The organism is Paenibacillus sp. MT86, from assembly GCF_058792535.1.
Map to the genome: position 1 here is coordinate 1,511,621 of NZ_CM179499.1, position 24,202 is coordinate 1,535,822.

The following is a 24,202-nucleotide window of genomic DNA, read 5'->3' on the forward strand; positions in this document are numbered from 1 at the left end:
TTTCGTAAAAATGGGATAGTCAATATTTTAGATTTTAAGCATTGCTTTAGGAAAACGCGGCTTCCGCCCTTCCATCCAATGAAAGGCAAGACATCATTAAAATGGTCAATATCCCTCATGCGTTCGGGTCGTTTATGATGCAGACGTGGACCTTGGGACACACAAGGAGACGCATAGACGAAAGAGAGGGGATTGCCGATTTTGCAACGTCAGCTAAGCAACGTGGAAGCGCATTCAAGAATTCAAAGGAAAAGTGTCTGGCGAAGAACCATGATGCAGATGCGCAGAAACTGGCAGCTATACGCTTTATTTGCACCGGTTCTGTTGTACTTCATTGTATTTCATTATGTACCCATGTATGGCGTCCAGATTGCATTCAAGGATTTTATGGCCAACAAAGGGATCATGGATAGCCCATGGGTGGGCTTCAAACATTTTGAACGCTTTTTTGACAGCTTTTATTTCTGGCGCATTATTAAAAATACGATGGGTATCGGGTTATATGAGCTGGCGGTCGGATTTCCGATTCCGATCATTCTGGCCTTGATGATCAACGAAGCCAGATCGGGCCGGTTCCGCCGATTCGTACAAACGGTAACTTATGCACCTCATTTCTTGTCCACGGTCGTTGTTGTCGGAATGATCATGATGTTCCTGTCGCCGGTAAGCGGCCTCGTCAATTTGATTATCACCTCCTTCGGCGGAGAGCCGATTGCATTCATGACGGAGCCCTCCTGGTTCAAGAGCATCTATGTGTGGTCCGGCGTGTGGCAGGGCATGGGCTGGAGCTCCATCATCTATTTGGCGGCACTCGCCGGGATCGACCCGCAGCTGCATGAGGCGGCCAAGGTTGATGGCGCGGGCTGGCTCCGGCGAATCTGGCATATCAATCTGCCGGGGATCGCGCCCACGATGACCATTCTGCTCATTCTGAACATCGGCTCCGTTCTTGGCGTCGGCTTCGAGAAGATCTTCCTGATGCAAAATTCGCTGAATATGGAAGCGTCCGACGTCATCGCCACGAACGTATACCGGAGCGGTATACTGGGTGCCCAGTACAGCTTCTCGGCTGCGGTCGGCCTGTTTAACTCCATCGTCAACTTTATCATGCTGATTACCGTAAACCGGATTGCCCGAAAAGTCAGCGAGAACAGCCTATGGTAAGGAGGAGTGATGGCATATGCCGCAAAGCCGCAGTGAACGAATAGCCGGAGTATTTATTTACATTATACTATCATTTATTACGCTCCTTGTGCTCTATCCTTTATTTTTTGTTCTGATTGCTTCCATCAGCGCCCCGGAAACGGTGATGCGGGGGGAAGTATGGTTATGGCCGAAGGAATTGTCGTTTGTCGGTTACGAGCGGTTATTCGCCAATTCGGATCTCATGCGGGGATTCATGAACACGCTGCTGTATACGACGACGGGAACGGCCTTGAATGTACTGATGACGATCGCAGCTGCTTATCCGTTGTCCAGAGCCGATTTTAACGGCCGCGGCATTTTTACGGCGATCATCGTATTCACCATGTTTTTCAGCGGGGGAATGATCCCGAATTACTTGCTGGTGAAGGAACTGGGGATGCTCGATACGATTTGGGCGATCATTATCCCTTCGGCCGTATCCGTGTGGAACATCATTATTATGCGGACCTTCTTCCAGAGTTCCATTCCGAAGGAGATGCAGGAGGCGGCGTTTATCGATGGAGCTTCCAACATGCGGGTGCTATGGCGCATCGTCCTGCCGTTATCCGGTCCGATTCTGGCCGTGATGGTGCTGTTCTATGCCGTGGGCCACTGGAATTCGTATTTCAGCGCGCTGATCTACTTGTCCGACCGCGCGAATTATCCGATGCAGCTGTTCCTGCGCGAAATTCTGGTTCAGGGGCAAATGCAGGAGATGGTGGATATCAGCGACGATTCGCTGGCTCGCAGCCTGATGGATGCGGAGGCGATCAAATATGCGGCGGTCATCGTGACGAATCTGCCGATGCTGCTGCTGTATCCGTTCCTGCAAAAGTATTTTGTGAAGGGTGTTATGATTGGTGCAATTAAAGGTTGATTACGGACAATCGATGAGGGGGATATGAAATTTATGGTGATGAAAAAATGGACTTCGCTTACATTGGCTGCCGTGCTGGCCGCCGGATTGCTGGCCGGTTGTGGAAGCAAGAGCGGGGAGGGCGCAGCCGATAAGGGCGAAACGCCGCAGGCTAATTTTAACGAGACCGGAATGCCGATCGTGAACGAGCCCCTCGACCTTACGTTTTTCACAGGGAAGTCGCCAACGAACGGAAGCAAATTCGAGGAAACCCTTGTATGGAAAACCTACCAGGAAATGTCGAATGTAAATGTGACCTGGAACCTCATTCCATTCGATACGCTGACCGAGAAGCGGAACCTGGCGCTTGCAGGCGGGGATTATCCGGATGTGTTCTATTCCGCAAGGGTCAGCTCCGCCGAATTGACCCGCTATGGGGAACAAGGAGTATTTATACCGCTGAACGATCTGATCGATCAATATGCTCCGAATTTCAAAAAGCTGATGGAGCAGTACCCGGATATTCGGAAAGGATTGACGATGCCGGACGGCAACATCTATTCCCTGCCTTCTTTCTATGATCCTGAACTGCTCTCCATGTTGATCGGCACCCCGATATGGATTAATCAGGAATGGCTCGATCAGCTCGGGATGAAAGAACCGCAAACGACCGAAGAATTCTATGCCTATTTGAAGGCGGTCAAGGAAACCGATCTGAACGGTAACGGACAGCATGACGAGATTCCATTCTCTTCCACAGGCATTACCGGGATCATCGATCATTTGAAAGGTTCTTGGGGACTTGGCACGAGCGGACTTGGCCATAAATTGGTGGATGTCGATCCGGACACTGGGAAATTGCGCTTTACCAAGGCCTTGCCGGAGTACAAGGAAATGCTTCAATTCGTCAACAAGCTGCACCAGGAAGGGCTGCTCGATAAAGAGATCTTCACGATTGAAGGCGGCGCGTTGAATGCGAAAGGGCAGGAGGGCCTGCTCGGTGCCACGATCGTGCCGAATCCGGAAATGGTCATGGGACGCAAAGAATACATCGGGCTCGGGGCGCTTAAGGGACCGCACGGTGACCAGCTCTATTCCCACGTCAAAGTGCCGATGGTTCACGTGGGTGCATTTGCGATTACCGATAAGAACCCGAATCCGGAAGCCACGATCCGCTGGATGGATTATTTCTACGGGGACGAGGGAGCGCAATTCTATTTTATGGGTAAAGAAGGCGAGACTTACACGAAGAATGCGGACGGTCAGCTGGAATATGTAAAAGAGATTACGGAGAATCCTAACGGATTAACGCAGGATCAGGCATTGGCCAAGAATTTCACTTGGCTCGGGGGCAGCTATCCGGGCTTTGTGCGGGAGAAATGGTTCAAAGCTTCGGAGACGCGTCCTAACGCAATGGCCGCTGCCGAAAAAGCAGAGCCGTATGCGGTGAAGGAGATCCTGTACAATTTTAACTTTACATTGGAGGAAACGGACGTCATGACCTCGATCGGTAAAGATATCGAGGATTACGTGAAGGAAATGGAAGCCAAATTCGTGAACGGCTCGGCCTCGTTCAGCCAATGGGAAGAGTATGTGAACACGCTCAACAAGATGGGATTGGACCGATACATGGAAGTTTACCAGGCCGCATATGAGCGCTATCAGGCGGAGTAAACGAAAAATATATAAATCCAGGGCGCGATTCGGGGAGAAACCCGGATCGCGTTTTTTATTCAATTGGTGAAATATCCCGAAAGGGGTGATAAGGTCGTAGCAAGCGTATAACAAACTGGGAAAGCGGCCCGTTCAAGGAAACATCCTTGCTAGCGGACCGCTTTTGTCATGGTTTTAGTCGAGGTGAATCAGAGTTCTTCCACATGGATGGTACAGAACAGCAGGGCGCTCCTGCCAGGCCCCAGCACCTGCATGCCGGTGATTTCCGGATCCATCCCCAGGTTGAAGGCATTGGTAGCGCAAGTATAAGGCTCGGGACATAGATAACCGCTCGCCCCATCGCCATTGTGCAGCACCCAATGCTTGAAGGCGTCATCCGCGCGGTAGGTAACCCTGAGGCCAGCCCCCGGATCGGTTAATACGGCTTCGTTACGGTCTTCCGGCATGGCAAGGAACAGATCATCGAGCGGGAACTGACTGACGGAAATGCCGTCCCGCAGGCCTCTGCTGCGGAAGTCATGAGCGAGCTCCCCGGTCGGCAGCACCCGGTCGTTAAGAACCCATCGTTTCCAGACAGGCGCCCGCAGCGTGCAGCGCTCCTGAGCTTCCGCATCCCCGAAGGGAAAGCGGAAGGTGGTATGATACCCCAATCCCCATGGAAAAGAGTGTTTGCTTTTGTTGCGGATTTCTGCCGTCTGCCTGAACGAAGCGCCGTCAATGCTCATGCGCAGAAGGATCGAGAACTCATGCGGAAATTGCGACATGACCGCAGGGCGGCCTCTCGAAGAGAACACGGTTTCGATCACGGCCCGATTCCCCTTGGTCCAGCAGCGTCCGACTTCCCATGCTTCGTCATGAACAAGTCCGTGCGCATGATTGTGATGCTGCGGCTCATTGATGCGGAATTGATAGGGGCGGCCTTCAAAGGTAAAGCTGCCGTTCTCGATCCGGTTGGGCGGAAATAAGACAGGCATGCCGTATAAGAAGGGTGTCCGCTCATATTCCGTCATGGAAGGCGGCGTGCGCAGCAATTCGGTGTCCGATGGTTTCCAGCGCAGCGAGATGACTCTGCTCCCCCATCCCGGAACCACCGTCATGGATAAGCGATCATTTTCGGCCCTCACTGCAGGCATGTCAAGAAAAGTGCATGATTCAAGCGCTGGGCATGCCTCCATGTCACACCTGCTCAACCTGTCCGCTTAAGACGGAGCGATGGATGGCATGTACCAGCTTGGTATTCAGCAGGCCGGCAGCTGCGCCCGATTCGGGCATCGTATCCAGGCGGATATGATCGACAAAGGAATGGAGCATATAATGGGGCGCCGCGGTATATTGGCCGTTGATGGGCGTGCCGAGCGTATGGACATGACTGTAGACGCTGCCGCCCTTACGGACCATTTGATCGGATAAGTCGACATACAATGCCCCGTCCTCGCCGATGATCTCGACTTTGAAGTCATAGATCAGCGGCATCGATTCGGGCAGCACCCAGCTGGTCGTGAATGTTGCATGCGTGCCATCGTCGAAGGATACGATCGTTTGCATGGAATCGTAGGTGTCGATCCCCATCCCGGCCAATTTCTTCTTCGTCCCTACCGCGTAGACGCTGACCGGCAGAACCCCGCTCTTCAGCCATAAGGCAATATCCGTCGCATGCGGGAATAGGAACCAGCCCGGCGTGGATTCCCCGGCCCATTTCAGCATTTTGGTAGGCACGTAGATGGTGTCATTCAAGCGGGTGTTGATGGTCAGAATATGGCCAATGTCCCCATTCCGGACGGCTTCCTTAACCGCAACGAAAGGAGAATTCCAGCGATTCTCGAATGCGACGAGGCATTTGATGCCCGTTTTCTCTACCGCGGCGTACATTTCCTCGGCCTCCTCTACGGAGGTGGAGAAGGGTTTTTCGACCATGATATGGATGCCTTGCTTAGCCGCGAGCATAACGGGCTTTTTATGCAGGAAATCCGGCGTGGCAATCACGATGGCATCCAAAGCCTCGCTTTCGAGCATATCCTCAACTTGCAAATAGCCGGGAACCCCGTATTTCTCTATGCTCGCGTTCAGGGTAGTTTCATAAGCGTCGCTGACCGCGGCCAGCGACGCATAAGGATTTTGGCTGAGGGTATCGGCGAACATGCTGCCGCGAATCCCCATGCCTACGATTCCGAATTTGATCATTGTAACCCCTCCTTGAATGGTTAGCTTTATTTAACGGCTCCGGCGGTCATTCCGCTGACCAGATGCTTTTGCAGCAGCCAGAACGCAATCACGATCGGAAGCGTGGTTATGACGGAGCCCGCCATGAGGTAATCCCAGTTGACGACATACTGTCCCTGAAAGCTGGCGATGCCGACTGACAGCGTCCATTTGTCGTAATCGCTGATGAACGTCTGGGCAAACATAAACTCGTTCCAGCTGGTTAAGAAAGAGAAGATGCCGGTTACCACGAGTCCGGGAAGCGTGAGCGGGAGCAAAATCCGGATAAAGGTTGTGAAGCGGTTGGCACCGTCAACGCTCGCAGCTTCATCGATGGACTGGGATACGCTGTCGAAGTAGCCCTTCAGCATCCAGGTACAGAACGGTACCGCAAAAGTGGTATAGGCAATGACGAGACCCAGATGGGAGTTCAGCAGATTGTAATCCTTCATGATCAGGTACAGCGGAATAATGAGCAGCGAGCCGGGGAGCATCTGCGTCAACAAGATGATATATCCGAGCGACATCCGTCCCCGGAAACCGAACCGGGACATCGCATAGCCGCCAAAGGCGGAGATGATAAGAGAGAATACCGTCGTTAGCAGCGAGACAAACGCCGTATTGCCGAACCATTTCATAAAGTTGGCGCTGTCGTCCGCATGGGGATTCAGCATGCCCTTGTACCCCTCCCAATGAAGCTCTTGAGGAAGATACGTCAGCGGCGTACTGTAGATTTCGGCCTGAGGCTTCAACGAAGTCAGGATCATCCATAGGAAAGGGGATACGGCAAACAACGAAATGAGAACGGCGCATGCATATACGATGATTTTGCTGATCCCTTTACTCATGACATCTCACCTGCCTTCGTTGCTTTCATGTACATCACGGTGAATACGATGGAGATGGCCAGCAGGATCATCCCCGCAGCGGAAGCCAAACCGAAGTCAAACGATTTGAACCCTGCCCTGTAGATAAAAATGGTCAGTATTTCGGTTACCCGGCTCGGTCCGCCCCCGGTGAGGACGTAGACGATGCCGAAATCCTTGATGGTCCAGATGATCAGCAGCAGGAAGACGATGACGGATACGGGCTTTAACATCGGGAAGGTAATGCTGAGAAACTGGCGCCATTTCGAGGCACCGTCGATTTCCGCCGCTTCGTACAAGCTTTTGGATATGCTCTGCAGACCGGCGAGCAGCATGATGGCGGCGAACGGGAAGCCCTTCCATACATTGACGAACATGGCTGCCCAGAGCGCGGTGTCGGCTTCCCCGAGGAAAGCGACCGGATTGGACAACAGGTTGAGCTTCAGCAGGAGATCGTTGATCACGCCGAATTGGTAATCATACATCAGAATAAATACGAGACAAGCAACGACTTCAGGGACGGCCCATGGGATGATCACCAGCGCTCTTACGAGTCCTCGGCCCTTAAAGGGAATGTTCAGCAGGACGGCCGTACCGATTCCCAGCAGGAAACGCAGAACCACCGTCACGATAATGTATAGAAAGGTAATGCCCAACGATTTCAGGAAATGCCCCGACTGGATGGCGGCTGCATAGTTGTCCAAGCCTACGAAGGGATTGCCTTCGGCAATCGGCTTCGCAACCTTCCAGTACTGCACGCTCATGAGCGCCGATTTCAAAATCGGATAGAGGAGTACAAGAGCAACGGTAATGGCCAGCGGTGCAATAAATAAATAGGCGGCTGTATTTTTTTTGAAATGCCGTTTTTCCTCCAGCCATAATCGCTTGGCCTTCGAAGCTCTCTTCAACGGCAAGGGAGTTTGCCTGCTTGTCACATCCGTTCGCGTTGGATTCATTCCCCCACCTCCTTATGATGTAAGTGCTACCCGGCAGTGGAGCCGGGCAGCTTCAATCGTTTGATGTATTCGAATGCCTCTTAATGCATCGTGTCTTTCATCTGCTCAGCCGCGCTATCCAGCGCCGTCTTGGCGTCTTTCATGCCGACGAACATCTCCTGCGCGGCATTGATCAGAATTTGGGACAGGGAGCCGAGTTCAGGGATGGGCGGGTCCATCACGGCCGGGGCGTATACATTCTCCTGGAAATCGAAGAATTGGGCAGCCAGCGGATTCTCCGTTTTGTATTCTTCGGATTCGGCGTATTCCTTGCTGCTCGGGATCATGCCGGAACCGGCAATAATTTGCTGCGCTTCCCGGGAGGTCATCCATTCAAGGAACTCCCAAGCTTCGTCAGGATGCTTGCTGTCTTTGGAAATCATCGACACGATCGGATAATTGTGCGGGTTCGGTTTATAGGTTTGGCCTTCGTATACGACGGAAGGCTGCGGCATGAGCCCCAGGTCGTTCATTAAAGCTTCATCGCGTTCTTTGGTCATGCCGATAAACCAGGGACCATCCATCATCATGCCGGCCTGGCCGTTCCAGAACATCTCGCGGCTGACCTTCTTGTCGCGGGTTCCCGGAGGCGTGGCCTGCGGGTTCTTGATCAGATCCTGCCACCACTCCGCTGCCCAAACGTTTGGTGCGGAATTGACGTTAATCCGGTCGGCCTCGTAAGGGCCAGCTTCGCCGTCCGGGAAGTAAATGCCTCCCGATACGGGACGAGCGAGCAGCCGGTACCATTCCGAGGCGATAAAGGGATGGGTGCCGATGACGCTGGAGAACCCGTATTGTCCGTCTTTAACACCGCCAAGCTGTATGGCGGCTTCTTTGAAATCATCCATCGTTTGAATGGAGGCCGGATCGATTCCGGCGGCTTCAAACATCGATTTGCTGTAGAAAATGCCGGTTGATCCCCATGCGTAATTGGATAAGGCATAATAAGAGCCGTCCACCTTGCTCAGTTCCTGTCCGACAAGCTTGTCCTCAAGTCCGCTCGCTTGAATCTTCTCGTCGAGATTCACGAAGGTGCCCCCGCTCTGCAGCGCATTATAAGTGGCGATATTCTCCGGGTATACCTGAACGATGTCGCCCTGCGTACCTGCCAGAATCTCGGTGGTCAGTTTATCCCAGTAATTCTCGTAGTCTGTTCCATGAACTTTGATGGTGACGTTTGGGTGGGTTTCATTGTATTTGGCAATGAGTGCATCGATTGCCTTCTTATGAGGTTCTTCGGCGTATACCGACGTCTCGAACGAGATCGTAATTGGATCGCCGTCGGACGGGGCGTTGCTTGCGGAGGCCGGTTCCTTGCCACCCGAGCAGGCGCTTAATACGGTTGATAACGTAACGGCTGCAGCGATCAGCGCCGTCCATCCCTTTTTCTTTCTGTTTCTGTCTACCATTGCTAGTTCATCCCCTTCTGGTTTTTTGGTTATGGTGGAAAGCGCGGTGAGGCGCCGTTCCTTGCCCTTAATAAAAACACCTGCTGCCAGGCCAGACAACAAACACTTTTCACTTAACAAACCGAAAGGCGAATCTAGTGTTAGTGTAAACGTTACCGCGATGGCAATTTAAATAACACTGGAAAATGTATGTAATATAAATCACAAAAAACTTTTCTCTACCCGGAACTATTTTCTACTTTGCGCCCGATGGGAATGGCTGCGCGGGCAGGAGCCACTACGGATAAACGGGAAAAGGCCGAGGGACCATATTATGTCCTTCTCGACCTTCGTTTGATGTTTAGGTTCTGCGCCGTTTTATTTGCCTTTGCGGTAATCCATCGGGGGGACGCCGGTAATTTTTTTGAAAGTCCTGGCAAATGAAATCGGGCTGCTGTAACCGACCCTCTCCGTAATTTCCTGTACAGACAATGCGCTTTCCGTGAGGAGCCGTTTCGCTTCCTGAATTCGTAAATCAATCAAAAAGTCCACGAATTTCAAGCCGTACTCTTCCTTGAACAATCTGCTCAAATATTTGCCGCTGATCCCGAACTTGTCCTGCAGGTAATCAAGGGATAGTTCCGCCTTCGTATAATGCTTTTCAATATAGGCCTTAACCTCTTGGACGAGGTTTCCCTGGCTTCGCAGATTCCGCTGCGTATCCAGCCGTTCGGCAAATTGCTCCAGAAGCTGAAGCACCATCTGCGTCCAATCCTCCGGCAGGTCGATTTCTTTTTGAACCTGGTCGAGTGCCGGCATCGTTTCTGTTTTCCAGAGCAGGTAGTATTCGTCGTTCATTCCGGAAGCCGTTTTGTTCAGATGATAGGTCAGGTAATGCAGCACGCTGCTTGCGCCCCGGCGCGATATGCCTTCTTCCAGCATGTTCTGAAAGAGCGCCTGCATATCCGTCTTCCACTTGGCTTCTTGGAGTCGGAAGGCGTCAACGATCCGGTCAACCTTTTGAAAATAATGAAAACTATGATCCTTCGATAAGGGATCGGACGAATAAGGAATGATCATGGCACTTCGATTGACGGGCTTCGTTTGCAGGGCATCCAATGCCTCATGGTATGAATCATGCAGATTGTCCGGATGCTCGACCGGCTCCCCGAGGCCGACGGATAAGGTGAACGATAAGGCATCGGCAAATCGGCGCTGGCATTCTTCCGCGAAGGAGAGTGCCTCGAATGCCAGCTTCTCCGCTTCTGGCGATATGACCAGAATGCAAGCAAGCTGGTGCAAGGATACCCAGAGCAGCTTCACCTCGCAGGCATGATCCGACGCCGCTTCCAGGATGATGGTTTCGATGGCTTTTTGCTGAGTGCCATGCTGCATCTGACCGTAATTTGCGCTCCACTCGGAACGGTGATCCACTTCCAGGACAAAAACCAGCTGCTTGCCAAACAGCACGGGCAGGCCATGCTTGGCCGATTCCTTCTCCCATTCCTTCAAATCGAAGGAACGCGTCCCTTCCAGCAACTCATACACGAAAAAATTTTGCTGGGCCTTCAAATCCTCCTCGAACTGAAGCTGGAATCTTGCGTTCTGATCAATCATGTTTTGCAATTTAGAATTGATGAACGTAAATTCGTTTTTATGGATTTCCTCCGGGGCGTCCTCCTTGGAGGATAGCTGCTGCAGCTGGTTGACCAGGCGCTGAATGGGCCTGTAATTTTGCAGCGTCACGTAGACGATCCAGGCGACCGAAACGGCACAGAGAAGCAAACCGGCAATAAACCAAATATTCGATAGGCTGATGATGAAATTGAAGGTATCCGCTCCTTGAACGCTGCTAACGATGCGCCAGCCCGTATAGTCGGAATTCGCTTCCGACTGAAGGGCGCCGTTGCTGGTTCCGCTCCTGCTGACGGAAGTCTCCGATTTTGCCATATCGAACACGCTGTTCCCTTGTGTATCATATAGGCTTAGTATGCGGGAAGACGGGTCGTGCATTTGAAGAAGCATTCCCTGCAGGGCGTCAGCGCTTACATTAACGACGATTAACCCATGATGCTTGGAGAAGATGGAAACGCTGCGCGTCAATGAGACGACGGGGACCCCTTTGTCGGACGGAAGCTCCTTATACAGCCTGGTATCCGACCAATGGCTGTTGGGTGCTTCCAGCTTGGAGCGGATGAAGGCGTTATCGGCATATTGATCCAAGGAATAGCTTGTGCTTTCATTGAGGACTTGATTATGATCCGCTTGAACCATGTAAATGGAATGAATCAGAGGATTGGTCATTTTTAAATCGCGCAATAGATTCATCACGTCCACCTGAAGGGGCAGATTCTTTTCCGTGCTTCTGGAGAAAAAGGAGATGACCTTTCGATTGCGCAGCATCTCAAGCGAAATTTTCTGATCCAGGGAAGACAACGACGTATCGATCATCAGCATCGCTTGCTGGGTTACGAAAGCATTGGAACGCTCGGCATCCTTTCGGTTGCTTTCGCTCAATGATTGAAAAAAGACGAAAAATAAAAAGGCGGGGACGATCAGAAAAGCAGGGATATACAGCATAAGCATCCGCGTAAACCAGTTACGATTCATGTTGGTTCCTCTTTCCTAGGCAAACATAAATGATATGCACACGTTATGGCCTTCGAATAGTCATGAATAGATCTTCGGCTGTTATTCTTGTGAAGTGTTTGTGTTACAAATAGCAATTCTTTATGTTAGTTTATCAGACATCATGTCGATTTGACTACAATATTGTCGGAAATGTGACAAAGAAACATGATGTATGGTAGATTTTTCCATTAAACATGATAAAATTCAAGAAACGGTTCAACCGAAGACTTGCGTTGTATATCCGACATGCTAATCGATAGAAAATGGAGGAGGACGCAGCCAATGGAGCCAAAGACAACTTTCAGCGATATTCCCAAAGGATTCGCGGCGTGGTTTTTTAAGCAGAGGCGCAGATATACGTCAAACAAGAAGATCGAATGGATGGTTGAGCGGCTGTTCCAAGGTCTTCTTATCGTTTGGGGGATCATTCTCATTCGGTGGTTCATCCTGATCACGATTGCAACATTGCGGCATTTCGGGGTTTTTGATTGAAGGGGTGAGATGATCCGAGGCTGGCGCATGTTATAAGCAGACCGAAATACATATGGAAGAAAAGAATAAGGAAGCCGCCAGCTCGAATGCAGCTGCTGCTCTGGGAAGCCCGACTTGGAGGTCGAGGCTTTTTTTTGCTGCTCGGAGCCATTTTACATAAACCGCGACTGATGTTGAGCATCCGTTAACACTTCCTCCTTACACTTGAATGTAAATAAGGTAGAAGAGGGGATATGGAGTTGAAGCATAAAAGCATGAAAGTAGTCTCGCTGTTGATGGCAGCGGAAATCACGATGGCCTCTCTATTTTCGGGGGGCAGCGTGAATGCTGGCGAGGGGCAGGAATTGCTCCAGACCGCCAGCATGGAGACGACATCACAAGATGCAGCTATAGCTGCCGTGGATTTGGGCATTACCGATATGATCTTTCCGGATGCATATGCGGATGAGCCGTATGCGGTCACCGTAGAGGTATATGGTGGACAAGCGCCGTATACGTTCTCCGCGACAGGTTTACCGGCAGGCTTGACCCTTGCGTCCGATACGGGAGCCATTTCAGGTACGCCTGCGGCTGGCCAAGAGGGCGAGCATACGGTTGAGGTAACGGTACAGGATAGTGCAGCCTTACCTGCTACGGCCCAGTCGGTTGTGAAATTGCAAATATTGGGCAAGCGTCCCGCACCTGTGGCCGACAAGCTGGCCATGAAGATGATCGGACATTATTCCGTAGGTACTTCCAACAAGGATGGCGGCGTAGCGGAGATTGTAAAATACAACAAAGATAACGGGAAGCTCTATTTGGTTAACGGATCGACCCAGCCGGCCAGTCTCGAAATCGTGTCTCTAGGCGCCGATGGCAGCTTGGTTAAGGACAAGCAGATCCATGTAGAAGATTTGGCGAACACGGGCGGTTTCCTGTATGGAGACTTGACCAGCGTGGATATCAACACCAAGACGAAGCAGGTCGTGGTTGCCGTTCAGGAGCAGGATCATACGAAAGCCGGCAAGGTCCTGGTGCTCGACTATGACGGCGGTTTGATCGGATCTTATGAAACAGGCGTTCAGCCGGATATGGTCAAGTACACGTCCGATGGCCGTTATATCCTGACGGCGGATGAAGGCGAGCCCCGCACGGAGACCGCACCGGATCCGGAAGGAAGCATCACGATTATCGATACTTTGGCTGGCGAAGTAAGCCATTTGAAGTTCGATGACCCGTCGATCATTGACGATCGGGTGCATATTCGCGGGAATGTAGAAGCGGACGGCCAAATTCGCAGCACCGGAACGAAAAACGATGCCGTCCATGATCTGGAGCCCGAATACATCGCATTGTCGGAGGACGAGCTGACAGCGTACGTGGCCCTGCAGGAAAACAATGCGATAGCCGTGGTCGATATCGCCTCGAAGCGGGTTCAATCGGTCCGGGGACTCGGATATAAGGATTTCAATCAACCGGAAAATCAGCTCGACCTCCTGAAGGATGGACAAATCAAGTTTGAGAATGTTCCTTTTTACGGCATGTATATGCCGGACGGAATTGCGACCTACAGCGTGAACGGGCAGCAGTATATTCTGTCCGCGAACGAAGGGGACGCTACCGGCTGGGATGACCGAAGCAATGAAAGCGACATCGGCAAAATGAAATCCAATCTGGATCCATCGTCGCCGGCAGCCCAATTCCTGGCTGGCAAAGGGACAACCTATGACAAGGTTGAAGTTGCGAGCGATATGGGCAATGAAGGGCTGTATCTGTATGGGGGGCGTTCCTTCTCCATCTGGAATGCGGCGGATTTGTCCCAGACATACGACAGCGGCAGTGATTTTGAGAAGATTACGGCGGAGCGCTTGCCGAATCATTTCAATGCAAGCAATGACAAAACCGATCTGGACAGCCGCAGCGCCAAGAAAGGCCCGGAGCCGGAATATGTTGCCGTGGGCAAGGTCGGACAGAAGACGCTGGCTTTTGTCGGACTGGAGCGCATTGGCGGCGTCATGACCTATGACGTAACGGATCCGGCCGCGCCGGCGTTCCTGAACTACTTCAACTCGCGGGATTTCAACGGAGGCATCCAATCGGATTCCGGACCGGAGGGACTGGACTTTATTCCGGCTTCGGACAGCAAAACAGGACGCCCGCTGCTGCTGGTTGCGAATGAAGTTAGCGGAACGGTGGTGCTGCTGGAGCTTCAGGTGACCAAAATTACGGTGGATAAGCCATCGCTCACGTTGAAAACGGGCGGGTCCCCGGAACCGTTGCAAGCAAGCGTTGAGCCCGTTCAGGGCGGATCGGCCGAGCTGGCTTGGCGTTCCTCCGACGAAACGGTAGCCGCCGTGGACCAAAACGGCCTGGTTACGCCGGTATCCGCAGGAGAAGCCGTGATCACCGTCCTGAGCAAGGATGGCTACGGTTCGGCGGAAGTATCGGTTAACGTAACGGACGGTTCGCCGGATGGAGAACCGTGGAAGTTAACGGTGATGCATACCAACGATACCCATGCGCATCTGGCGGAAGTGGCCAGACGGGCTACGCTGGTTCAGGAGATCCGCAGCGAAGGCGGAAACAGCCTGCTGCTGGATGCTGGGGACGTCTTTTCCGGCGATCTGTATTTCACCAAATGGTTTGGGCTGGCTGATCTGGCCTTCATGAACTATATGGGGTATGACGCGATGACGTTCGGTAATCATGAATTCGATCAAGGCACCAAGACGCTTGCGGATTTCGTGAGCAAGGCGCATTTCCCGCTCGTCAGCGCGAACGTGGATCTTAGCCGCGACGCTAACATTTCACATTTGATTAACAAGCCGGCGGTTATCGATACCGATCAGCCCAAGACGATGGCAAATAGCGGGGTATACCCATACGTGATACTGCTGGTTGACGGCCAGAAGGTCGGGGTGTTCGGTTTAACGACCGAAGATACCGCGGAAACCTCCAGCCCGGGTAAAGACGTGGTCTTCCGTGACGCGGTGAACTCGGCTCAGGCTACCGTTGAGGCGATGGAGAAGGAGGGGCTGGACAAGATCATCGCCCTGTCCCATCTAGGGTACGCCAAAGATCTGGCGCTGGCCGAAGCCGTCGAAGGCATCGACCTCATCGTCGGAGGTCATACCCATACGACGCTAAACGCGCCGGAAGTGGTGACGGACAGTCAGCATCATACCCCTACCGTCATCGTTCAAGCGAATGAATGGGGCAAGTTCCTCGGCCGGGTAGATCTGCAGTTTGATAAAAACGGCGTCGTTCTCGTGGGAGACGGCGAACTTGGCGGGAAGCTGATCCCGGTAGACAACACGGTCCAGGAAGACACGCAAGCGAAGGATATGCTGGCTCCTTACAAAGCGGAATTGGAAGAACTGATGAAGCAGGTTATCGGCATTGCCGGAGTCGAGCTTGACGGCAAACGCGAGAATGTCCGCTCCAAGGAGACGAACCTGGGCAATCTGATTGCCGACGGCATGCTGGTTAAAGCCAAAGAGCTGAAAAACGCCGATATTGCCCTCACGAATGGCGGAGGCATCCGCGCCGCGATTGATGAAGGCGATATTACGATGGGCGAGCTGCGTACGGTGATGCCTTTCGGAAATACGCTGTTTGTTATGGACGTCACCGGACAGCAGCTGAAAGACGGGCTGGAAAACGGAATAAGCGGTGCCAAACTGGCGGATCTGCCAGGGAAGTTCCCGCAAATCGCCGGGATGAAATTCAAGTGGGATCCTAGCGCACCGGCAGGAGATAAAGTGTTCGACGTACAGATCATGAAAGACGGAAGCTACAAACCTCTGGTATTGACCGAAACGTACCGGATGGCAACGAACAGTTTTGTAGCCAAGGGCGGAGATGGATACAAATCCTTTGCCGATGCGATTGCCGAAGGGAAATACAACGAGGATCTGGGTTACCCGGATTATGAAATTTTCATGGAATATGTGAACAAGCTGGGCGGTAAGGTGTCGCCGAAGGTCGAGGGCCGAATTACGGAGCAGAAGAAGCCGGCAAATCCTGGCGACGGCTCTTCTCCTGGATCGGGATCAGGCGGTTCGGGAGGCGGTTCGGTAACGCTGCCGACAACGCAGCCTAATCCTCCTTCCACGGGCGGTAATACCTCCGAGCCGAACGTGATGACAGGCAATAGTTTGAATATTAGCGCCGCTGCGGGCGGAACGATGGACCGCATTACGGTAAAGGAAGAGGCGTGGAAAAAGGCCTTGACCGAATTATCCGCGAACGGGCAGCAGGAACTGATTATTCGGGCTCCTGAACTGAACCGTGCCGCGGAGCTGTCCCTTCCGGCAGCAGGCCTGAAGCAGGCCATGGAACGGAATCCGAAGGCAACCCTGGTGCTGGAGACCGCACTTGGAGCCTTCCGTCTTCCGATAACGGCTCTGCCTCTGGATGAGGCTCTGGAGACGGCACAAGGGTCCGGCGGCATCGAGGTGAAGGTGTCGGTGGCTCCGGCAGCAGGCAAGGTAGCGGACGCTATGACAAGCAAGGCCTCTTCCATGGGCGCCTCGTTGGCAGCGAATGGAGGACTGCGGTTCGGCGCAGCGGTTGGAGCGCCTGGCGCAGAACAGGAACTGAAGGATTTCGGGAAGCGCGTCATCAGCCGTATCATGCCGCTGCCGGCAGGGATGAATCCGGATTCGCTTGCTGCCGTCATTTATGACGAAGCGGCGGGGACTTTCCGGTTTGTACCGGCCGTAAGGACGACATGGAACGGTAAAGCGGCGATCGAAGTCAAGCATGCCGGAAACGGCGTTTATGCGCTGCTGCAATACAAGAAGACGTTTGCGGATCTTGACGGCCACTGGGCGCAATCGGAAATCGAATCCATGGCTTCCAAGCTGCTCGTGAACGGAGTCAACGCGGACTCCTATGCACCGGGCAAGGCGATCACGCGAGCTGAATTTACGGCCATGCTCGTCCGTGCGATGGGGCTCAGCCCGGTCATCGAGAGCGGTGCATTCAAGGATGTTCAGGATCATTCCGCGTATGCCGGCGAGATTGGCGCAGCCTCGCGCTACGGCTTGATCGAGGGCGGCAACGGCGGTGCCTTCTCGCCGAATGCCAGCATGACCCGAGCGGAGATGGCTGTAATGATCACCCGGGCCATGGAGGCGGTGAATCCGGCAGATCTATCGAATCAGGGTGCGAATGCCGCTGCCGGATTCAAGGATCAGGCATCCATCCCGGCATGGGCGGCGGCCCATGTGGCCAGTCTTACTAAGCAAGGCATCGTACAGGGTGACAACAACGGCAATTTCGGAGCACTCGATGCGGTCACGCGTGCGCAAGCAGCACTCGTGCTGAAGCGTACTTTGGCAGCGTTGGAGTTTATGAGCTAATCGAAGCGGGATAGCATTTCATGCGATTAGACCGTTCTTAAGGTGGATTGAAACCTTGAGGGCGGTCTTTTTGCATACTCAGGCAGATGACGATCGGTTAAAGCCAAGCGATCAGGCATCCATGCATTTAATAAGGGTTAGAAATAACGACCTGTTAACGATCTGACAAGGATGTGAGTTCATGCGCATTGAATCTGAACATACATATTTGGAAGTGGAAGCAAAGCATTGCTGAGTGAGACGAAGCAATCGGAGGAAGCAGCTGCGGAGAGTGTTCTCGGCTGGTATCTAAGCCTTATGGGAACGGAGTGAGCCTTAATACCGAGGAAGCGCTGGAGCTGCTGAATCTTCGGGCAGGAGCGGCTGCTGTTCAAGGCAGAAGGTATTCGAGATAAACGCGAGAAGATGGTAAAAAATCACGCTGGTAACAAATTGATACTTGCTGTATAATTCTCAGTAAGTATTGGATGAACGTGAGATTTTTCATTGTATTCAAGTCTAATTTCGTTTATTTTGAAAATAGATGTATTTACATGAAAGGGTTCATGTTATAATTTCAATATAACAACTAAGTTTATAGGAATTATCGGTCAATCAGTTTGATGGCACGACCAAAATAAAACATGAATATGGATCTTCGGGGTAAGGTGAAATTCCTGACCGGCGGTGATGGTTCGTTCCTTCGCGAATGAACCAAGCCCGCGACTCTCTGCGTTCTGTAGCCAACATGAATGCAGCGACTGACTTGGTGCAATTCCAAGGCCGACGGTAAAGTCCGGATGGGAGAAGATCAAAGATGAGTTTGCCGTGAATGCGAATATTCCATTTTGGCGCAGGCTTATTTGATCAGCCCCCGTATACGTCGGCCATGCCGATGACGGGGGCTTTCTGCTAGTAAGACCTCCGTATTCAAGACAGGAGAGGGCAAGATGAGTAATATGAATACCGGGATCAAGGTGAAACCTTATGGTTCCGACACACAGGCAAGTCGACGTTTTAAAGGAGGGTTCTGGCTCGTTGTTTTGGGGGCCGCCCTGTGGGGCGTTGACCCGTTATTTCGGGTCATTCTGCTCAAGAATCTGACTTCGGCTCAGATCGTTTTGCTCGAACATATCATTATTTCCTTGATTGCGATTCCTGTATTGTGGAAGAACCGGGAGGAACTTAAGAGCCTGGGCTGGAATCATGTCGGCGCACTGCTGTTTATATCCTGGGGCGGTTCGGCATTGGCTACCGTATTGTTCACGATGGGGCTGTCGAGCGGCAATCTGAATGCCGTCCTGCTGCTGCAGAAGCTGCAGCCGCTGTTTGCCATCATTCTGGCCAGCCTGCTTCTGAAAGAGAAGCTTCCGCGCCATTTTGGAATCCTGCTTATCATCGCTTTGGCAGGCACGTATTTGCTCACCTTCGGCTTAACCCTGCCGATCGGCCATTGGAACGAGTTTGTTCAAGTCGGCAGCCTCCTGTCCTTAGGCGCAGCAGCCTTATGGGGCGGCTCAACGGTCATGGGACGCTTGATGGTAGGCAAACTGAAGTATGAGACGGTAACCTCGCTTCGTTTCGTGCTCGCGCTGCCGCTCCTGACCGTCATTACTTGGAGCGAAGGGGCAGCTTGGAATATGCCGGCATGGGGCACAGGCGCCTTTGCCTTGGTATCGCTGAACCTGATCGGGCAGGCACTGCTGCCGGGTCTGCTGAGCTTGCTGGTGTACTATAAAGGGCTGACCACGACCAAAGCCTCTGTCGCAACGCTGGCTGAATTGAGTTTTCCCATGGTGGGCGTGCTCATCAACTGGATTGTATTCCAGCAAATCGTGACAGGGCCTCAGCTCCTAGGATTCCTGCTGATTTGGATCGTGCTGTTCATCATATCGAGACAGCAATCCGAGGCTTCTCCGCAATTGCAATAAAATCATACGTTTGTAGAAAAAGCCGATCCGATGGGGTCGGCTTTTTTTGCCGTTACTCCAAGCAAAGCTACTCCAATCCGTTTGCATGGCGAAACGATTATTTTTTCAAAAGATGTGTAGGGTTTCCGGAATTAAAGGTGTCTTATATAGTAGCACGGGATTTGTGGCTTGGTTCTACCAACAGAGATGATTATATAAGAGGGGGAGGATCCCATGGAGGATCAGACATTGCTGGATGGGCTGGCGAGGAAAGATCCGCGATGTTTTGAAACATTGGTTGACCGCTATTCACGCTACATAGCCGCGGTGGTTGCTAAGGTGGCAGGAGGGCGGTTTAATTCCTTCGATGTGGAGGAGATCACCGGGGACGTGCTGGTCAAGCTGTGGACAGACGGGCCCAAAATCATGCTGCGCGGAGATAGTCTCAAGCCTTATCTGGCCATAGCCGCGCGTAATCATACCTTGAATGCCTTGCGAAAGAGGCAGCGGGTCATTGAATCCGAATTGGAAGATGACGCCGTTTCTTGTCCCTCTGCGGAGGCACTGGCTATTCTACGGCAGGAGAAGGAAACGATAAGCGGCATGGTACAGGGGATGGGCGAACCGGATCGCGAAATATTCATCCGCAGGTACTTCTATTTAGAGAAAGTCCGCGATATTGCAAGCCGGCTGAATATGCAGGAGAAAGCCGTCACCGCCCGGATCCGCCGGGCAAGGGACAAACTGCGCATCCATTATGAAACCGAGAATCCGTAGGATTTCTATAAAGACCGTGTCTATAGGAGTGAAGCTTCAAATCGATTGCGAAAGGGGATGGATGCATGTGAAGCGGCGAATTGTAGATATCATGGCCAATATCGACAATCAGGAGCTGGAGGACCTCCTCCTTACGGAGGAAGAGGAACGCGAGTTGACGCAGCAGATCAGTATGGAACGGATCAAGAACCGAGCGATGAACCGTATTCAAGAGGAGGAAACGATGGTGTTTAAAAACAGGAAAGTGAAAAAATATAAAGCCAGTATCGTTATCGCTGCCGCGATGATTATGATACTTAGCACGACCGCTTTTGCGAGCCAATACATGGATAGCTTGAAGCAGTTCTTCGGTCAATCCGCGTCGATTGCGGAAGACGAACGGTCACCTATACAAGGGACGGATACAGCATCCGGGGTAACCATGAATGTTGAAGAAGGGGTTTATGTCGGCAACAGCGGTTATTTGGTGGTCAGTTTCACGAAAGAGGACGGCATGCCATTCCCCGAGGGTGCTTCGATCCCCCTACTTGAACTGAAAACGGAGCAGAGTGTGAATTATATGGTGGGGCAGCAGCTTCTTGACGACAACAAAAAGCTTGTCGGCGTGTTTGAGTTGGATGCGATGAATGACCTCGAGGGACTGAAGGCACGGATCACAGCCGATCGAATCATGTCAGCGGACAACGCCCAAGCCGTTGAAGGCCCTTGGAATGTGCAATTCACCATTTCTCCGGGCAAGCAAAGAGAACAGAGTTTGAATCTGGCAATTGATGAGGGTAAGGAAGCACTGTCTCTCCACACCATTAGTGTTTCATCCATCGGTGTAGCCATCGAAGGCAAGCGTACCGACGGTGAGCTGGATAAACTGCCGGACTATACGCCGGAGGTTAAGGTCATCGCCGCGGACGGATCGGAATTGAAGCTTCACGCCAGCTCGACAAGCACCACGAAGAGCGGATTTCAGTGGCTGTATAATCTGGACAGCAAGAATAACCTCGTATTTCTGGGGGATATGGACATCAAAAGCGTCAGCATTGACGGCAACGTGACGGAGCTGAAATAAATATAAAGCCGGCATGGGGAAACCATAAAGGGGCAGAAGCGAAGGCTTCTGCCCCTTATCCATGATGAATACCTCGGGCAGCAATGGAACCCGAAAACCGTGAAGCAGCAGGCCATAGCCTGAATGCTCACGGTTTTTTTGCAGCTTGGGATCCGAATTTTATACATGAGAAAAAAATGTATTGAAATTGAAGAAAACGTCCATTACAATGAAACCAATTACCATACTAGTTATACTAGTATACAAAATTACGACTCTCTACATAAGTGAAAGCAGCAGCGGGACCTATTGAATCTAACGCTCCAAATGAGGGAGTCTATTCTTTAAGCCAAATATGTAAGCGCTTAATTGCACAAGCTGGTGGACGAAGGACTGCTGGACAAAGAGAGCTTTACCCAGGATGACGATCAGGCCGTGCAAAAATTCGTGACCGGCAAATCCTTCATCATCAACGGCAACTCCCAGACCGTGGTCCAGCACCGCACCGATATGGACAAAACGCTGGGCGAAGGCAAGTATGCCATCAGCAAAATCACGGTTCCCGGCGGACCGGCCGGCCAGCCGATGTCCGGCAGCCGACTCGAGAACGGGGTCATGATCTCATCCAAAGTGAAGGAGAGCGAGCATTTCAAAGCCATTCTGCAGTTTATCGACTGGCTCTATTACAGCGACGAAGGACAGGAATTCGCGAAGTGGGGCGTCGAAGGCGTAACGTATACGAAGGAAGGCGGCGTACGCAAGCTGATGGACGACATCAACTACAACGGACTGAATCCGAAGGGCACGAAGGATCTGCGGATCGAGCACGGCTTCTCGGGCGGCGTGTTCGCTTACGGCGGCACGACCGAGCTGCTGCAATCCATGTTTAGCGAGGAAGAGCAGCAGTTCCAGAAGAGCATGAGCGAAACAAAAACGGTTGTGAAGCCGGAGCCGCCGATTCCATACTCGGTAGAAGAGCGCGAGCGAGTGACGCTTTTGAGCACGCCGCTGAAGGACTACACGGATCAGAACACGCTGAAGTTCATTCTAGGCGACCGCGATCTCGCCGAGTACGACAAGTTCGTGCAAGAGCTGGATAGCCAGGGCGTGGGGCAATACCTGGAGATTGCGAATAAAACGTATAAAAAATATAAAGAGCAACCATAACCAACGGATCGACAGGCTGCCGTTTCTTGATGGAAGGGCAGCCTGTTTTTCGGTTCGGCCGTTTGCGTTGGTTCCCAAGGAGGGCATTCCAGATTGCGAGTCACCGTTCAAGACATCATCAACCGCTTAACAGAGCCCGCAGCATTTCTTGAATCCAAGGTGGACAGGGTTACGGCAGGAAGCGCCGAAGCGGTGGTCCACGGCATTGCCGTCACGTTTGCGGCATCGTATTCGGTTCTGCAGAGAGCGATCGAAGTTGGGGCCAACCTTGTCATTACCCATGAAGGAGCGTTTTACAGCCATCAGGAGGAGGGATATGAGGGGGTGGAGGCGAGTCCTGTCTTTCAGGATAAACTCCGCTTGATGGAGTCCGGGGATCTGACGATTTACCGGTTCCATGATGCGCCTCACCGATACGTTCCCGATATCATGACGCAAGGACTGGTTCAGGCGCTGGATTGGGAAGTTTATGTCGATAAGCATCTTAAGGCAGCGGCCATTGTCACGCTGCCGGAAGAGATGAGCCTGCCGGATATTGCGGAGCATGTAAAAAGAAAGCTGAATCTTCCTTACCTTCGTTATGTCGGTAATCGAAGCAGCATATGCTCCAGAATCGGCATAACCGTGGGCTATCGCGGCGGCGGCGCGCATGCCATTCCCCTCTGCCTGAAGGAGTCGCTGGATCTTCTCATCGCAGGGGAAGGTCCGGAATGGGAGACGCCTGAATACATGGGCGATGCGGCGGCGCAGGGCAGGGGCCCGTCCCTGCTTCTGCTCGGCCATGCTGCCAGCGAGGAGCCCGGCATGGCCTGCGTGGCCGATAGGCTGCGGGAGTTTTTTCCGGGGATTCCTATACATTATATACCGTCCGGGCCTTTGATTCGGGTAATATAGAGGGAAGGGTAACTTTAAGCAAAGAGAACATAGAGCATTTAAGAAAGAGGTAGCGATATATATGTCAACAGAGCAAAAGATTAAAGGCTCTACCAGAGAGTATTCTTATCAGCTATTGAAGGATCGGATATTTCATCTGGAGCTGGAGCCGGGTACGAAAATCTCGGAAAAAGAAATTGCGGATGAATTGAACGTCAGCCGGACACCGGTCCGGGAAGCGTTCATGAAGCTTGCGGAGGAAGAACTGCTGGACATCATTCCGCAAAGCGGGACGATCGTATCCCGTATTAATCTTCGGCATGTTGAGGAAGGCCGATTTATCAGGGAGAAGATCGAGAAGGAAATCGTGGCCCTCGCCTGCGGTTCTTTTCCCGAAGAGTTCCGCTTCCGCCTGGAAACCAATATTGCGCTGCAGGACGTGTGCGCGGGCAACCATAACTTCTATAAGCTGTTTGAGCTGGACGAGGAGTTCCACCAAATTCTGTTTGAGGGGACGGGCAAAGAACGGACCTGGAAGATGCTGCAGCAATTGAACATTCATTTCAACCGTCTGCGGCTGCTTCGCCTGTCCAAGGACTCCAACTGGGAGAATATCATCTCGCAGCATAAAGAAATGTATCAGTTGATCGTCAATCGGCAGGCGGAGCAAGCCATGAATGTGATGGAGCGTCATCTGCGCCTCGTCGTTGTGGAGCAGGATATTTTGCGAGAGAAGTATCCGCATTATTTCATCTAACCATCGATATACATTCATCATTCAAAAATAATGGCCCGCAGGAGAGTCGCCCGGGAATCAAGCGAC

General features: G+C 52.2%; 17 protein-coding genes and 1 riboswitch. Of the genes, 11 read left to right on the top strand and 6 right to left on the bottom strand.

What is annotated here, in order from left to right; all coding sequences use genetic code 11:
- Positions 1–273 precede the first annotated feature (273 nt).
- Genes AC3RCL_RS06465 through AC3RCL_RS06475 form a run of 3 tightly spaced genes read left to right on the top strand, consistent with a single transcriptional unit; the run spans position 274 to position 3,715 of the window.
- The gene (locus AC3RCL_RS06465; protein WP_254778116.1) at positions 274–1,164 is read left to right on the top strand and encodes an ABC transporter permease; all 891 of its coding nucleotides are present in this window, start codon (positions 274–276) and stop codon (positions 1,162–1,164) included.
- Between the two features lie 16 nt (positions 1,165–1,180).
- The gene (locus tag AC3RCL_RS06470; protein ID WP_009595368.1) at positions 1,181–2,062 is read left to right on the top strand and encodes a carbohydrate ABC transporter permease; all 882 of its coding nucleotides are present in this window, start codon (positions 1,181–1,183) and stop codon (positions 2,060–2,062) included.
- A gap of 33 nt (positions 2,063–2,095) precedes the next feature.
- Positions 2,096–3,715 (top strand): extracellular solute-binding protein, encoded by a 1,620-nt coding sequence (locus tag AC3RCL_RS06475; RefSeq protein WP_041621937.1) that lies wholly within the window; start codon positions 2,096–2,098, stop codon positions 3,713–3,715.
- A gap of 188 nt (positions 3,716–3,903) precedes the next feature.
- Here the strand turns inward: AC3RCL_RS06475 and AC3RCL_RS06480 are convergent, their stop codons facing one another.
- From AC3RCL_RS06480 to AC3RCL_RS06505, 6 genes are all read right to left on the bottom strand, one after another.
- Entirely contained in the window at positions 3,904–4,812 is a 909-nt protein-coding gene (locus AC3RCL_RS06480) for an aldose 1-epimerase (protein WP_492534961.1), read from the bottom strand.
- Positions 4,813–4,891: 79 nt separating this feature from the next.
- Positions 4,892–5,896: a Gfo/Idh/MocA family protein gene (locus AC3RCL_RS06485; protein ID WP_492534963.1), complete on the bottom strand. Its 1,005-nt coding sequence runs from the start codon at positions 5,894–5,896 to the stop codon at positions 4,892–4,894.
- Positions 5,897–5,922: 26 nt separating this feature from the next.
- Complete coding sequence (locus AC3RCL_RS06490; protein WP_096775230.1) at positions 5,923–6,762, bottom strand: carbohydrate ABC transporter permease; 840 nt, start codon at positions 6,760–6,762, stop codon at positions 5,923–5,925.
- Positions 6,759–7,736, bottom strand: a complete 978-nt coding sequence (locus AC3RCL_RS06495) for a carbohydrate ABC transporter permease (protein WP_176502481.1) — start codon at positions 7,734–7,736, stop codon at positions 6,759–6,761. Before AC3RCL_RS06495 ends, AC3RCL_RS06490 begins: the two co-directional genes overlap by 4 nt.
- An 80-nt stretch (positions 7,737–7,816) precedes the next feature.
- On the bottom strand, positions 7,817–9,184 hold the full coding sequence (locus tag AC3RCL_RS06500; protein WP_081746291.1) for an ABC transporter substrate-binding protein: 1,368 nt from the start codon (positions 9,182–9,184) through the stop codon (positions 7,817–7,819).
- A gap of 357 nt (positions 9,185–9,541) precedes the next feature.
- A complete protein-coding gene (locus AC3RCL_RS06505; protein WP_492534966.1) occupies positions 9,542–11,773 on the bottom strand; it encodes a helix-turn-helix domain-containing protein in 2,232 nt (743 codons plus the stop codon).
- Between the two features lie 303 nt (positions 11,774–12,076).
- On the opposite strand from AC3RCL_RS06505, the gene AC3RCL_RS06510 reads away from it, so the two are divergent.
- From AC3RCL_RS06510 to AC3RCL_RS06545, 8 genes are all read left to right on the top strand, one after another.
- On the top strand, positions 12,077–12,286 hold the full coding sequence (locus tag AC3RCL_RS06510) for a hypothetical protein (protein ID WP_036662393.1): 210 nt from the start codon (positions 12,077–12,079) through the stop codon (positions 12,284–12,286).
- 233 nt (positions 12,287–12,519) lie between these two features.
- The gene (locus tag AC3RCL_RS06515) at positions 12,520–17,631 is read left to right on the top strand and encodes a choice-of-anchor I family protein (RefSeq protein WP_492534967.1); all 5,112 of its coding nucleotides are present in this window, start codon (positions 12,520–12,522) and stop codon (positions 17,629–17,631) included.
- A 629-nt stretch (positions 17,632–18,260) separates the two neighbouring features.
- Positions 18,261–18,426, top strand: a riboswitch (FMN riboswitch).
- 134 nt (positions 18,427–18,560) lie between these two features.
- Positions 18,561–19,541, top strand: coding sequence for a DMT family transporter (locus AC3RCL_RS06520; protein ID WP_090910621.1), 981 nt, complete (start codon positions 18,561–18,563; stop codon positions 19,539–19,541).
- Between the two features lie 213 nt (positions 19,542–19,754).
- Positions 19,755–20,297 carry an RNA polymerase sigma factor gene (locus tag AC3RCL_RS06525; protein WP_009595393.1) on the top strand — a complete coding sequence of 181 codons (543 nt, stop codon included), beginning with the start codon at positions 19,755–19,757 and terminating at the stop codon, positions 20,295–20,297.
- A 61-nt stretch (positions 20,298–20,358) separates the two neighbouring features.
- Entirely contained in the window at positions 20,359–21,360 is a 1,002-nt protein-coding gene (locus AC3RCL_RS06530; RefSeq protein WP_492536280.1) for a hypothetical protein, read from the top strand.
- 348 nt (positions 21,361–21,708) lie between these two features.
- On the top strand, positions 21,709–22,506 hold the full coding sequence (locus AC3RCL_RS06535) for a type 2 periplasmic-binding domain-containing protein (protein ID WP_492534969.1): 798 nt from the start codon (positions 21,709–21,711) through the stop codon (positions 22,504–22,506).
- 93 nt (positions 22,507–22,599) lie between these two features.
- Positions 22,600–23,400: a Nif3-like dinuclear metal center hexameric protein gene (locus AC3RCL_RS06540; protein ID WP_492534970.1), complete on the top strand. Its 801-nt coding sequence runs from the start codon at positions 22,600–22,602 to the stop codon at positions 23,398–23,400.
- 61 nt (positions 23,401–23,461) lie between these two features.
- Positions 23,462–24,136: a GntR family transcriptional regulator gene (locus tag AC3RCL_RS06545; protein ID WP_015733828.1), complete on the top strand. Its 675-nt coding sequence runs from the start codon at positions 23,462–23,464 to the stop codon at positions 24,134–24,136.
- The last annotated feature ends 66 nt before the right edge of the window (positions 24,137–24,202 follow it).

Excerpts from the sequence above, each read along its gene's own strand:
- AC3RCL_RS06465 (WP_254778116.1), top strand. The coding sequence starts at position 274 with ATGCAGATGCGCAGAAACTGGCAGCTATACGCTTTATTTGCACCGGTT.
- AC3RCL_RS06470 (WP_009595368.1), top strand. The coding sequence starts at position 1,181 with ATGCCGCAAAGCCGCAGTGAACGAATAGCCGGAGTATTTATTTACATT.
- AC3RCL_RS06475 (WP_041621937.1), top strand. The coding sequence starts at position 2,096 with ATGGTGATGAAAAAATGGACTTCGCTTACATTGGCTGCCGTGCTGGCC.
- AC3RCL_RS06480 (WP_492534961.1), bottom strand. The coding sequence starts at position 4,812 with ATGACGGTGGTTCCGGGATGGGGGAGCAGAGTCATCTCGCTGCGCTGG.
- AC3RCL_RS06485 (WP_492534963.1), bottom strand. The coding sequence starts at position 5,896 with ATGATCAAATTCGGAATCGTAGGCATGGGGATTCGCGGCAGCATGTTC.
- AC3RCL_RS06490 (WP_096775230.1), bottom strand. The coding sequence starts at position 6,762 with ATGAGTAAAGGGATCAGCAAAATCATCGTATATGCATGCGCCGTTCTC.
- AC3RCL_RS06495 (WP_176502481.1), bottom strand. The coding sequence starts at position 7,736 with ATGAATCCAACGCGAACGGATGTGACAAGCAGGCAAACTCCCTTGCCG.
- AC3RCL_RS06500 (WP_081746291.1), bottom strand. The coding sequence starts at position 9,184 with ATGGTAGACAGAAACAGAAAGAAAAAGGGATGGACGGCGCTGATCGCT.
- AC3RCL_RS06505 (WP_492534966.1), bottom strand. The coding sequence starts at position 11,773 with ATGAATCGTAACTGGTTTACGCGGATGCTTATGCTGTATATCCCTGCT.
- AC3RCL_RS06510 (WP_036662393.1), top strand. The coding sequence starts at position 12,077 with ATGGAGCCAAAGACAACTTTCAGCGATATTCCCAAAGGATTCGCGGCG.
- AC3RCL_RS06515 (WP_492534967.1), top strand. The coding sequence starts at position 12,520 with ATGGAGTTGAAGCATAAAAGCATGAAAGTAGTCTCGCTGTTGATGGCA.
- AC3RCL_RS06520 (WP_090910621.1), top strand. The coding sequence starts at position 18,561 with ATGAGTAATATGAATACCGGGATCAAGGTGAAACCTTATGGTTCCGAC.
- AC3RCL_RS06525 (WP_009595393.1), top strand. The coding sequence starts at position 19,755 with ATGGAGGATCAGACATTGCTGGATGGGCTGGCGAGGAAAGATCCGCGA.
- AC3RCL_RS06530 (WP_492536280.1), top strand. The coding sequence starts at position 20,359 with ATGCATGTGAAGCGGCGAATTGTAGATATCATGGCCAATATCGACAAT.
- AC3RCL_RS06545 (WP_015733828.1), top strand. The coding sequence starts at position 23,462 with ATGTCAACAGAGCAAAAGATTAAAGGCTCTACCAGAGAGTATTCTTAT.